The sequence below is a fragment of the Peribacillus sp. NPDC101481 genome (assembly GCF_044767165.1).
Classification (GTDB): domain Bacteria; phylum Bacillota; class Bacilli; order Bacillales; family DSM-1321; genus Peribacillus.
In genome coordinates this window covers 465,062-476,877 of the sequence record NZ_JBIWNJ010000003.1, presented here as the reverse complement: position 1 = coordinate 476,877, position 11,816 = coordinate 465,062, and the positions used below count along the sequence as shown (strand labels likewise).

The window sequence follows — 11,816 nt, the reverse complement described above, 5'->3', positions numbered from 1 at the left end:
CTGTTTTCAGCTGGAGCGTTTATTCGGCCGTCCTCGCACTTTATTCGACCGTCCTCGTACTTTATTCGACCTTCACGGCACTTTATTCGACCGTCCTCTCACTTTATTCGACCTTCACGGCACTTTATTCGACCGTCCACGTACTTGGACCCTGTTTTAAAATCATGGTTCGGGATGAGACCATTCCAAATCCCTTTTTCCAATAATAAGGGGGCACTTGTTAAAGTGCCCCCCCTTTTCTCAATGATAAGATTTCTTAGCAGTTTTCCGGCGTACCGGCGTTTTTAGCCGTTTTGAAGGAAGACCCGCAACCGCATGAAGCGATAGCATTTGGGTTTTCGATCGTAAAGCCTCCACCCATCATCGTTTGTTTATAATCAATTACCGTTCCATTCAATATATCTGCATCTTGGGCATCAACAAGGATCTTAATTTCAAACTGTTCCAGCTGGCTATCTTTTTCTCCGGGCTCTTGTTCAAAACCCATTCCGTAGGATAATCCACTGCAGCCTCCGCCTTTAACGGCCACTCTTAAAAAGGAACCCTCTTCACCATTTTGTTTCATCATTTCTTTTATCTGAAAAGCGGCAGCTTCCGTTATTTGAACAACTTCACTCACAATAAATCCCTCCTTCTTCTGATATGTGAGATAGAACTATTACTCTTTATAGTATATACCAAAGAAATTCCCACGCTCAATTTTCCAGCTTGAAAAAATTCATATTCCCCCACCTATTTTACCAATAAAAATTAGATCGAAGGCATACACCCTCTATAAGATAAAAGCATGGAATGCCTTTTATGCAAGCAAAAATCAAACACAAAAAGGTACGGTCGCGTTTTGTAAAAGTTGTTAAATATGACACGGACTTTTGCCCCGTTATGTTGATTCAGCCGTTAACGCACTTTACTATAATATCTTTGTTTGCCCTCACTGAGGCTTTTCGTATTCGGAGGATTTCTCCCGGTACTTCCCCCCACTACAATGGAAATCATTATGGAAAAAGTAAGCTCCCAGTGGGTTCCCCACCATTTTAGCAATGAGAGATCCATTAAAGATGCGATCAATACATACAAGCTGGCGAGTTATTGCGGAGCTTTAAAAAAGGAAAATCATATAATCCTTGCCGGAATCTGTTTAAGGATAGCATGGTTATATAGGATCAACAAAAACAAGGAACAAGAAGAAAGATTTTTGAGGTTCGCCCTAAGGAATATGAAGCACATCCTATTCAACAGGAGACTTCAGCGGCACCCAGGTATCCGAAGCCAGAATCCTATATCTCGCTGGCGACATCTCAAGGAAGATAGGAAATGAAAAGGCAGCCATCAAGTATTTTTCATTAGTATTCGAAGGTCAAAACAATGACCGGGTAGCCTCCATCATCCAGATGGCGGGACCGCTTTCAGGAACTCAAGCAGCAGCGAACACCCCACTGAGTTGCTGCAGCACTGATATTAAAAAGGCTGTCCACTAAGGAACAGCCTTTTTATTCACCGTTGATGATTAAAACATTTCAAATTCATCAATGTACTTATATATTTTATCAACCAATTCATCCGTTGTATCACCAAAAACCACTTCACCGTTTACAAGCGCATATAAGTTACTGGAGCATCTGCCGCAATAACCCAGACAACCATATTCTATGATATCCAAATTTGGATCCCGCTCCAATCTTTCCAGAGCCTCCTGAGCGCCGCTGGCCAGATTGCTTACACAAAATTCAATAATCGGGTACATTGTTTCACCTCACAGTTACTAACAAACCATCTTAATACTTTTCCCTTTTACAGTCAATATTTACGCATAAAAAATCAGCCGATTTCAAGATATCGGTTGTGATTTCCTTTTATATTCGTTATACTTTTGTCGGGGTACGTAAATAAAAGAAAATTATCTAATTTTTTATTCTTGCTACTAATTGGGGTATATATATTTAATTAAACTTTAAAGGGGACCATTTGGGGGAATCCTATAGTTAAATGCTAGTCAAATTTTTCAAGAGATCAAATAAAGGGGAAAAATCATATGAAGAATCTAGTCATACTTGGTGGCGGGTATGGTGGTATGCGCATGTTGCAAAGATTGCTGCCTAATCAGCTTCCTGAAAATGTGAGCATCACGCTTATCGACCGTAATCCTTATCACTGCTTAAAAACGGAATATTATGCTTTAGCAGCAGGTACCATTCCAGATCAGCACATCCGTGTTGCATTTCCTGAACATCCTCGCTTGAAGAACGTATACGGAGAAGTACTTTCCATCGATATGGAAAATAAACAAGTCATTATAGAAAATCAAGATCCTGTCGTTTATGATGATTTAGTCATTGGCCTTGGCTGCGAAGATAAATACCACAATATTCCTGGTGCAGACACACATACCTACAGTATCCAAACAATCGATAAATCACGCCGCACATATTCAGCCCTGAATAATTTAGGTGCCGGTGCAACCGTTTCTATCGTTGGTGGCGGACTGAGTGGTGTTGAGCTTGCAAGTGAATTGATTGAAAGCCGTTCAGATTTAAACGTTAAGCTATTCGACCGTGGACCGCATATTCTATCTGCTTTCCCAGAAAGGTTAAGCACCTTTGTCGAATCATGGTTCGATAAACATACAATCGAAATCGTCCATCATTCAAATATAACGAAAGTTGAGCCAAACATTCTTTATAATGGTGACGAGGCCGTTCAAAGCGACGTCATCGTATGGACAGCTGGAATCCAGCCAAGTAAGATCATCCGCGATATGGATATAGAAAAAGACCGTCAAGGAAGAGCCGTTCTGACTCCTCAGCATTTCCTTCCTAATGATGACAGCATCTTTGTCGTCGGCGACTGCGCGAGCCTGCCTCATGCACCTAGTGCTCAATTAGCGGAGTCCCAAGCTGAGCAAATCGTACAGGTTCTTGTAAAGAAATGGGCAAATGAACCACTTCCTGAAAGCTTCCCGACAATGAAATTAAAAGGGACATTAGGTTCTCTTGGGAAGAAACAAGGTTTCGGTCTTGTTGCAAATCGCCCAATCACCGGTAGAGTGGCACGCCTGATGAAATCAGGCATTCTCTGGATGTACAAATACCATAACGGTTGATTCCAACCCATCTATACTACATTTTATATTAAACTGGCCCAATGAGCTGCATGCAGCTCATTCATGGGTCAGTTTTTCTTATTTCTTCCATTATATATCACTCTTGTATTGTATACCCGTATTTTTCCATCGTTTCCACCACTTTTTTGAGACGCACATTTCCTTCTGCGATGATTTCTCCTTCGATGAGGACCAGTGGATAAAATAAATCTTCCTCGATCATCTTCGCGGCAAAGCCCTTTTGCTTTTGCGTTTCTGGAGGATTATACAAATCTATATAGGATATTTTGAATTTCTGCTCAGGAAACTTCCTCGTTAAAGCTGCTTCAAGCCACTCGCAGGTATCTTTCGAAGAAGGGAGATTAACACAACTCGCGCAAATTTGCTCCGCACCATATACTTCTATCTCAATTTCTTTCATTACCTACTCTTCCTCCTTCATTTTGAATAATGTTTAAAAACTTCACCTGTTTCCATCATACCAGAATAATATAGATTATATTTCCGCAAAGTTACAGTTGGATTTTTTACTACCTTCGCTTTATAATATGATTAGGAAAGGAGTCGATTGCAATGTCTGAACAAACAATGGAAGTTCAAGTTCAAGAAGTCCTAGATAAGCTTCGTCCGTTTCTTCTTCGTGATGGCGGTGACTGTGAACTAGTTGACGTAGAAGATGGAATTGTAAAATTACGATTACTAGGAGCCTGCGGAAGCTGTCCTAGTTCGACCATTACGCTAAAAGCTGGGATTGAGCGTGCCCTTCTTGAAGAAGTTCCTGGTGTAGTGGAAGTTGAACAAGTTTTCTAATGGCCCTTTAAATAACATGCAGCGTATGGATGTAGGCTCACTTCATCTATACACGTTCAACCTTTTTATACAGGCCGGAATCTTTTCTGGACTGCAATAAAAATAAAGCTGACTCGGCTTTTGCCCTATCAAATTGATACGGCTTGACGCGAGTCAGCTTTTTTATATGGACAATGAATGAAGCATGGCTCACGATTTCAAAAATTTCAATTCCTTTTTTTCCTGTTCTGAAAGGGTTGCCGTATAACTGCCTTCATTATCGATTTCCAATTCTTTCACAAGAAATTCCGGAAATGTTTCCTTCAATACTGTGAGTAAACTTTCACTATTTTCTGCGGATGATAAGCATAAAACAGTTGGACCTGCTCCGCTTAGAGCCGCACCAAATCCGCCTTCATTGAGGACAACTTCTTCAATAAGCGCTAAATGAGGGACCAACTCTGCTCTAAATGGTTGATGGAAACGATCACTTTGCATCATTTCACCAACAAGCTTCCAATCTTTAGATAGAACTCCTGCCAGCAAAACATTTGCGGCTGCACTTCCGCTTATCGCCTCTTTATAGGAAAGCGAATTCGGAAGGACATTTCTTGAATCCTCTGTAAGCAATTCAAAATCGGGAATGACAGCAATCACCTTAACTCCCTCGATTGGAAAAGACACGACATCCGTTCTTTCCTCCGTATGCAGGCCCACAACCAATCCACCATACACTGATGCCCCCGCATTATCCGGATGCCCTTCAAAGAGGGAAGCATGCCTATTCTTTTCCTCTTCGGATAATTGAAGTTCACCAACGATGTTCGCCAATTCAATCCCCGCCACAATGGCAGAGGCACTGCTGCCAAGCCCACGCGCCAGTGGAATTTCACTAGAGACGAAAAGCCGGCATGGGGAAAGTTCCTTTCCATAGGATGCCGCCGTTTCCTTGGCAATTTGGACGATATAATTACGATCATCCGTTGGAAAAACAGACATTTCCTCTGAAAGTGGAACGACTTCCCAATGATCTGATGAAGATCCGTGTATTTCCAAGTAAAGTCCTAGCGCCAAGCCGATGGAATCGAATCCTGGTCCTAAGTTGGCCGTACTTGCTGGTACACGGATCAAGAACATCTCTGATTCCGCACTCATGCCTGTTTCACACCCTGCAGATGTTCTAAAATGACCTCTTCATCCATTGGCAGCAATGTCGGCTGAATCGTGCTTGTATTGACTGCCACATTCGGATCTTTCAATCCATTTCCAGTCAAAACGGCAACAATCTTACTTCCCTTTTTGATTTCACCGCTTTTTAATTGTTTATAGATGCCTGCAATGGAAGCACAAGATGCCGGCTCTGCAAATACCCCTTCTTTTTTAGCAAGGAAATGATAGGCTTCCAGAATTTCTTCGTCTGTCACCTCATCAATTTTGCCTTTGGATTCATTTGCTGCTTCCACAGCAAAGCTCCAACTTGCAGGATTCCCAATCCGGATGGCTGTTGCAATCGTTTCTGGATTTTCAATAATGCTATCCCGGACAATTGCAGCCGCACCTTCAGCTTCGAACCCTCTCATTTCAGGAAGACCCGTTTGTTTCGATTCGTTATATTCTTTAAACCCTTTCCAGTAAGCCGTTATATTACCTGCATTCCCGACTGGAAGCGCCAAAATATCCGGTGCGGATCCGAGGGCATCACAAATTTCGAAAGCCGCTGTTTTCTGCCCTTCAATCCGGTATGGATTGACCGAATTCACAAGAGTTATCGGTGAATTCTCACTAAGTGAACGGACGATTTTTAGAGCCTGGTCGAAATTCCCTTCGATCGAGATGATTTCCGCCCCGTACATGACGGCTTGGGCAAGCTTGCCCATGGCTATTTTACCTTCCGGGATGACAACGATGCAGCGCAGGTTGGCACGGGCCGCATAAGCGGCTGCAGCTGCCGATGTATTCCCTGTGGAAGCACAGATGATCGTGTCGCTGCCCTCTTCTATCGCTTTGGCGACGGCCATGACCATTCCGCGGTCTTTAAACGACCCAGTTGGATTCGCCCCTTCATATTTTACATGTAAGTCGATTCCCCACTCTTCGGATAATCGATTCAGTTTGATTAAAGGTGTATTACCCTCCAAAAGGGTTAGTGCAGGTGTGTTATCATTAACGGGTAAAAATTCTTTATACGTGCTTATAAGTCCTTGCCAGCTCATTTGATGTCCTCTCCTTCAACTCTGTATGTACTTTTCACTTCTCTTACCATATTGTAATCATGTAATTTCTGTATTATTTGCTCAAATGCAGCCTTTGTGGCAGTGTGTGTAACCAATACAATTTCGGAAGATTCCTTTTCATCCAGAGGCAATTGAAGGATTTTATCGAATCCTACTCCATGCTCGGCAAATAAATTCGTGATTCTGGCTAAAACACCAACTTCATCTTGAACATGTAAACGAATGAAGAACTTAGCGAAAATCTCAGTGGCATCTTTTAATTGTTTCGGATACTGAGGAGAAACCGCACTGCGGCCATTTACGCCCAGCCTCATATTCTTGATGACCGTCACCATATCCGAAACGACTGCAGTCGCAGTAGGAAGACTACCGGCCCCCGGTCCGTAAAACATCGTTTCCCCTACGGCTTCCCCATAAACGTATACAGCATTATACTCATTATTTACCGATGCTAACGGATGTGCTTCCGGAAGAAGTGCAGGCTGGACACTTACTTCGACCCTATCCCCTGCCCTGGAAGCGATGCCGATCAATTTCATTGTATAACCAAGCTTCTTACTATATCTCAAATCCTCTTCGGATATCTCGGTAATGCCCTGTACCTCAACATCATTCAAACCAATGTTCATTGAGAACCCGAGTGTTGATAGGATCGCCATTTTACGGGCCGCATCCAATCCGCCTACATCGGCTGTCGGATCGGCTTCAGCAAATCCCAGCTCCTGGGCTTCCTTCAATACGTCATCATAAGCTCTGCCTTCCTTGCTCATTTTCGTTAAAATGAAGTTTGTCGTTCCATTGACGATTCCCATCATTTTCGTGATGCGGTCAGAAGATAATCCATCGACAAGACCGCGTAAAATCGGAATTCCCCCTGCAACACTTGCTTCATAGAATAAATCACATTGATTCTCGGTGGCCAATTCCAGCAGTTCCGGTCCATATAAAGCCATTAGGTCTTTATTGGCCGTAACGATATGCTTTTTATTTTTTATAGCTTCTATCAGATAACTGCGTGTTTCTTCGATTCCACCCATCACTTCTATTACAACATCAATCTCGGGATTCGAAAGGATATCCTCAGGATTGTCAGTTAACATTCCTTTATCGACCTCGACAAGCCGCTCCTTCGTCGTGTCTTTGACTAGTATCTTCTTAACGGATATGGAACAGCCCACTTGATGCATGAGCTTGTCCTGATGACTTTCAATGATTTGTACGACTCCTGAACCGACTGTACCTAACCCCAATAAACCGATCGAGATGGCTTTCATATTTTGGTTCCCCCTTAAAAACTGTTTGCCTGAAGAAAACATTTGTATTTGTATAGTAGACATTATAAGTTTAATTCAAATAATTATCAATAGTTAGAAAAGATGGATGCACGAACTTTTTTCGCCCATCCCTTGAACGAGTAAGTACGGGTAAAGCTAATTTTTTTTATAGGAAAACCATTTTGCTGATTATTACTTAACGCTCTTCAATGAATCATTTGTACCCATTGCAATATGTGGTTTTTGCACGGGATCCATCCATTTCAGTAAACTGAGGACATTCTTTTCGGCTGTGGCTGTACATCCCGCAGTCGGCTTTGTATCCCCTCTCCATACATGAAGAAAGATTGCACTGCCTTTTCCTTTTATGATGGGATTCGTATTATAATTTATGACCACGCCATACTTATAGAGTTCATGATTCATCCTTTCGAAAGACTTCCATTTAACTGCAGGATTTCCTTTATAGGTTTTCCACTTGTTATAATCATTGGATGTCTGATCGTCAATCCAGTAGTCATATTTGGTCGTTTTCTTATAACCCATTTTCATTCCGGTTGGCTTCGTTCCACTTCCAAAAGACGTACCGAATGAATAAATTCCAACCGGGGATTTTCCATCACCCTCTTTTTTGCTCTTCGTGAAGCCGTTCTTTCCAATGACACCCTCCATCTTCTTCAATGCCCGGCGCCATTCCCCTTGTTTCTTTTCATACGTTTGGATCGTAACCTTTGTATCACTCATCGCTTTTCCTGTCACCGATACAACTTGGTTAACGCCTTTTCTACTATCGAATTTCTTTAGAAGGGCTTTTTCACTGGTAACGAAAACCTCATTAGCATCTGCCAAATTGATATATGCTGTCTTTTTCGAGTGACAGACTTTATACCAGTTTCCAGTTCTTCCACTTGCCGATAATTCTTTGTTTTTCTTATAAGTTATTAATGTTTTGCTTGCAGCCGACGCCTTTTCCTTCACATCCGCAGCAGACTTCATGACAATCTTGAATTGATTTGCTTCGCAACTTGTTTTCGTTTCAGCCTTTGCAAGATTTGTCGTTTGGATGATTAATAGAGCTAAAAGGGCGGCCATCATCAATCTTTTCATGGTCCCATCCTTCCGTAGTGATTAAATATCTAATTATTCTAAAAAATCTTGTTATCATCATAACATAGTAAGAAGGATGAATCATATTTCTTTCCCGTTTTTATCTAAATCCAGTCAATTTTAGGCAAATCATATTGCTTGGCCGGGACCTCCGCCAATTCATAAAAATGTTTGAGGAAGGACTCATATTGTTGTGAGGATTTCGTGATGGAAGATATTTTATCCTCCAACTCATTCGACCTTGATTCCGTCGTTTTTGAAAAATACTCTTCCACAGTTTCAAAATAATGAATGGGAAATAGCATCCTCGAATATAACAACCGGGCTGAAAAGCTGGAGAATGGTTCTATGGATTGATATTCGTGAAAGAATTGGCCAATGCCCCGTTGATGGGTATGCACATTTTGAAAATAGTGTTCCCTCACCCATTCTGCGACATCCCTGGTTCCATGGTCGAATACCCAATCGAACGGATTTTTCATCCACTTATTGCTTTTCCACGTATCATGTAAAAAACGTTCATAACAAACCGTTCCACTATCGACAATTTGCGGGGTATCATCAATTTCCGTGTCGACTAAATATTGAATCGCATTTTCACCCAGGACCATATAATAGGGAAAGGTTTCTATAAATAATTTTTCAAACTGGTTATCAGGATGGGCGTTGAGCTTATCCCGCCAAATCTTTTCTAACTGATCGATCCTTTGTTCCCATAGTTCTTTCCATTTACCGATCCTTGAACATGTTCGAATCGTTTCATTAATATTTCTCCCACGCTGATGAAATCTTGCCAGGCGTCTTCCTGGATTGAAATTTTTCGGACCTTCCAATGCCTGATTGGCAAGAAGGATGAATAATTGTTCATCCGCTTCCGAAACATAACTTCCATGATTGGCAAGGACAAAGGCGGATACGTGACGATCTCCTTGTGAAATCAGATGTTGAGACATTTTATACCGTTCCACTAATTCCTCCTGCTCCATATTTTCAATGGGAACGATGCTGTAAACCATATTTCCTGAACGGAAGCTTGGAAACCTGCTATTGGCTTCTTCAAGCTCCACCTGTATGCCATAATTATTAAAAATGATTTCTTCTATCATGGAATGGCCCCCTTCATCAAATGGATATAATAGAAATATTGGACATCATATACTTATATATATGTGGAATAACCCGTTTTCTGAATGATTATCGAAACCTTATTAGAAATTCGGATCAAAACATCCTTCATGGCTTTTCATTTTAATCAAATCAACCTACCTGCATTAGAACTATCCCTTTAAAATATAGAGAAATGGGTGATGACATGGCTAATATTGAACAATCAATGTCTGAAAAAACGGCTCGAAGATGGCTAATTGAACGAGGAGTGAAATTGGAGGATATCGCTGAGCTAGTCATGTATTTACAATCTGGCTACCATGAAAATCTCCAAATGTCCGATTGCCTTCACAATGTCGAACGGGTCCTTTCAAAACGCGAGGTCCAAAATGCCATCCTTACCGGCATTCAGTTGGATATTTTAGCTGAGAAAAAACTGCTCGAGGAGCCTCTGCTGAGCATAATTGAAATAGATGAAGGTCTATATGGGGTCGATGAAATATTGGCTTTTTCAATTGTGAATGTTTATGGATCGATCGGCTTTACCAATTATGGTTTCATTGATAAACAAAAGCCGGGGATCTTAAAATATCTAAACGATAAAAGCACAGGTAAGGTGAACACCTTTTTAGATGATATCGTTGGAGCGATTGCAGCTGCCGCTTCAAGCCGGCTTGCCCATAGAACCGAAAATGCAGAATAAAACGGCATGAAAAAAACAGGACTGCAATCGCAGGCCTGTTTTTTTTCATTCGAAGCGCCATAAGTCGAGTGTGTCCACCACATGCGTTGGCTGCTCCTTATATTGCTTTAGGCGTTCTTTTGTCGTCACGCCAGTATGTACAAGCAGTGTATCGATCCCTGCGTTAATGCCGGCAAGAATATCCGTATCATAGTTATCGCCAACCATGATTGTCTCTTCTTTAGGTACCCCTAATACTCTTAGTGCTTGCTCCACTATGACGGATTCAGGTTTTCCAATGAAAATCGGCTGTACCTGAGTCGAAACGGAAACAACGGATGTCAAGGAACCATTCCCAGGCAAAAGGCCTTGTTCAGTTGGAATGGCAATATCACCATTGGTCGAAATGAAAACAGCCCCATTTCTAACAGCAAGACAGGCTTTTGACAACTTTTCATAATTGATGCCGCGGTCGATGCCCATTACCAGAAAATCTGGATGCTCTTCGACAAGCTTCATTCCTTTTTCCTTAAGAGCCTCGATGATGCCTTCTTCACCCACCACATAGACCGATGCATCCTTCTTTTGTTCGGCTATGTAATTGGCAGTGGCCATGCTTGTCGTGAAAACCTGTTCATCCTCTGTTGAGATGCCGATGCTTCTTAACTTATCCGCTACTTGTGCCGGAGTCCGGGATGAATTATTGGTGACGAATAAATAAGGGATATCCCTTTTCCTTAGGTCATTGATAAACCCTGCTGCTTCCGCAATTTGTTCAGTTCCGCGATACATGGTGCCATCTAAGTCAATTAAATATCCTTTATACGACTTCATTTGAATTCGCCTTCCTAACGCTGCTAGTTTTTAAAAGCTGATACAGGTCCCAATTCATTTGTTAAATAGTTCCTCACCAAATCAGGGAATTGCTTGAATGCCTCGATATTTTCCGAAAATACGGCATGCAGTTCTTTGTGATTCACTTCAATGAAGTCTTGAACCAGCATTTTCCTTAATGGCAAAACCTTTTTGAATTGTATCGCTTTTTCTTCTGAAATCACTTTTTCATCTTGAAGGATATCGATAATATCTTCATAACTTCCTGGATCACGCATAATGAAACCATCAATTACCGCATTTCCTACATCCAACACGGAATCGATGGAAGTTTGTATGAGCCTTTCTGCGATAAGTTCCGAAAGGTCTCCATCCCAATTATCATGCCCTTCAAAAAGTCCAAGCTGCTTTTCAAGAAAACCTAATATTTGTTCAATTTTTTGGCGGTCTACAAAGTACATTATTTCCAGATCCTTTCTGATCTAAGATGATATAGGGAATCATTGGTTGAATGAGCGGCATAGTTAAGACCCTGTGCCGCACCAACCTTATTCCTTGATAATACCATAGCTTCTCCCTTACTCTCAATTCCTTCAACCCCAACCATTGTACAATCCAATTACTAACAGGTGCATTGACTTAAACATTGCCTTTTCACAGAGGGGCATTTTCCGACGTCCACTCCAAGA

Annotated in this window: 15 protein-coding genes; 5 read left to right on the top strand and 10 right to left on the bottom strand. The window is 41.6% G+C overall.

Annotation, left to right across the window (positions count from 1 at the left end; translation table 11 throughout):
* Positions 1-256: 256 nt before the first annotated feature.
* On the bottom strand, positions 257-619 hold the full coding sequence (locus ACIROD_RS21035) for a HesB/IscA family protein (protein ID WP_101223634.1): 363 nt from the start codon (positions 617-619) through the stop codon (positions 257-259).
* A gap of 366 nt (positions 620-985) precedes the next feature.
* Between ACIROD_RS21035 and ACIROD_RS21030 the strand changes: the two genes are divergently transcribed.
* Both ACIROD_RS21030 and ACIROD_RS21025 read left to right on the top strand, forming a co-directional pair.
* Positions 986-1,318, top strand: a complete 333-nt coding sequence (locus ACIROD_RS21030; protein ID WP_402943723.1) for a DUF2225 domain-containing protein — start codon at positions 986-988, stop codon at positions 1,316-1,318.
* A complete protein-coding gene (locus ACIROD_RS21025; protein WP_402944056.1) occupies positions 1,275-1,478 on the top strand; it encodes a hypothetical protein in 204 nt (67 codons plus the stop codon). Before ACIROD_RS21030 ends, ACIROD_RS21025 begins: the two co-directional genes overlap by 44 nt.
* A gap of 29 nt (positions 1,479-1,507) precedes the next feature.
* On the opposite strand, the gene ACIROD_RS21020 is transcribed toward ACIROD_RS21025, so the two are convergent.
* Positions 1,508-1,744 (bottom strand): YuzB family protein, encoded by a 237-nt coding sequence (locus ACIROD_RS21020; RefSeq protein WP_063234046.1) that lies wholly within the window; start codon positions 1,742-1,744, stop codon positions 1,508-1,510.
* 288 nt (positions 1,745-2,032) lie between these two features.
* Between ACIROD_RS21020 and ACIROD_RS21015 the strand changes: the two genes are divergently transcribed.
* Complete coding sequence (locus ACIROD_RS21015) at positions 2,033-3,100, top strand: NAD(P)/FAD-dependent oxidoreductase (RefSeq protein WP_402943721.1); 1,068 nt, start codon at positions 2,033-2,035, stop codon at positions 3,098-3,100.
* Between the two features lie 97 nt (positions 3,101-3,197).
* Here ACIROD_RS21015 and ACIROD_RS21010 read toward each other — a convergent pair whose 3' ends face one another.
* A complete protein-coding gene (locus ACIROD_RS21010) occupies positions 3,198-3,521 on the bottom strand; it encodes a YuzD family protein (protein WP_402943718.1) in 324 nt (107 codons plus the stop codon).
* Between the two features lie 152 nt (positions 3,522-3,673).
* On the opposite strand from ACIROD_RS21010, the gene ACIROD_RS21005 reads away from it, so the two are divergent.
* Positions 3,674-3,910, top strand: coding sequence for a NifU family protein (locus ACIROD_RS21005; RefSeq protein ID WP_034310199.1), 237 nt, complete (start codon positions 3,674-3,676; stop codon positions 3,908-3,910).
* A gap of 189 nt (positions 3,911-4,099) precedes the next feature.
* Here ACIROD_RS21005 and thrB read toward each other — a convergent pair whose 3' ends face one another.
* From thrB to yutH, 5 genes are all read right to left on the bottom strand, one after another.
* The gene (gene thrB / locus ACIROD_RS21000; protein WP_101223637.1) at positions 4,100-5,044 is read right to left on the bottom strand and encodes a homoserine kinase; all 945 of its coding nucleotides are present in this window, start codon (positions 5,042-5,044) and stop codon (positions 4,100-4,102) included.
* Positions 5,041-6,102 carry a threonine synthase gene (thrC, locus tag ACIROD_RS20995; protein ID WP_101223638.1) on the bottom strand — a complete coding sequence of 354 codons (1,062 nt, stop codon included), beginning with the start codon at positions 6,100-6,102 and terminating at the stop codon, positions 5,041-5,043. Before thrC ends, thrB begins: the two co-directional genes overlap by 4 nt.
* Positions 6,099-7,397 (bottom strand): homoserine dehydrogenase, encoded by a 1,299-nt coding sequence (locus ACIROD_RS20990; RefSeq protein ID WP_402943714.1) that lies wholly within the window; start codon positions 7,395-7,397, stop codon positions 6,099-6,101. Before ACIROD_RS20990 ends, thrC begins: the two co-directional genes overlap by 4 nt.
* Positions 7,398-7,589: 192 nt before the next feature.
* Positions 7,590-8,504: a L,D-transpeptidase family protein gene (locus tag ACIROD_RS20985; protein ID WP_402943711.1), complete on the bottom strand. Its 915-nt coding sequence runs from the start codon at positions 8,502-8,504 to the stop codon at positions 7,590-7,592.
* 104 nt (positions 8,505-8,608) lie between these two features.
* On the bottom strand, positions 8,609-9,610 hold the full coding sequence (gene yutH / locus ACIROD_RS20980) for a spore coat putative kinase YutH (RefSeq protein ID WP_402943708.1): 1,002 nt from the start codon (positions 9,608-9,610) through the stop codon (positions 8,609-8,611).
* Positions 9,611-9,816: 206 nt separating this feature from the next.
* Between yutH and ACIROD_RS20975 the strand changes: the two genes are divergently transcribed.
* A complete protein-coding gene (locus ACIROD_RS20975; RefSeq protein WP_063234039.1) occupies positions 9,817-10,314 on the top strand; it encodes a phosphatidylglycerophosphatase A family protein in 498 nt (165 codons plus the stop codon).
* A gap of 45 nt (positions 10,315-10,359) precedes the next feature.
* Here ACIROD_RS20975 and ACIROD_RS20970 read toward each other — a convergent pair whose 3' ends face one another.
* Both ACIROD_RS20970 and ACIROD_RS20965 read right to left on the bottom strand, forming a co-directional pair.
* Positions 10,360-11,127: a TIGR01457 family HAD-type hydrolase gene (locus ACIROD_RS20970; protein WP_101223641.1), complete on the bottom strand. Its 768-nt coding sequence runs from the start codon at positions 11,125-11,127 to the stop codon at positions 10,360-10,362.
* A gap of 23 nt (positions 11,128-11,150) precedes the next feature.
* Entirely contained in the window at positions 11,151-11,588 is a 438-nt protein-coding gene (locus ACIROD_RS20965; protein ID WP_101223642.1) for a DUF86 domain-containing protein, read from the bottom strand.
* Positions 11,589-11,816 lie beyond the last annotated feature (228 nt).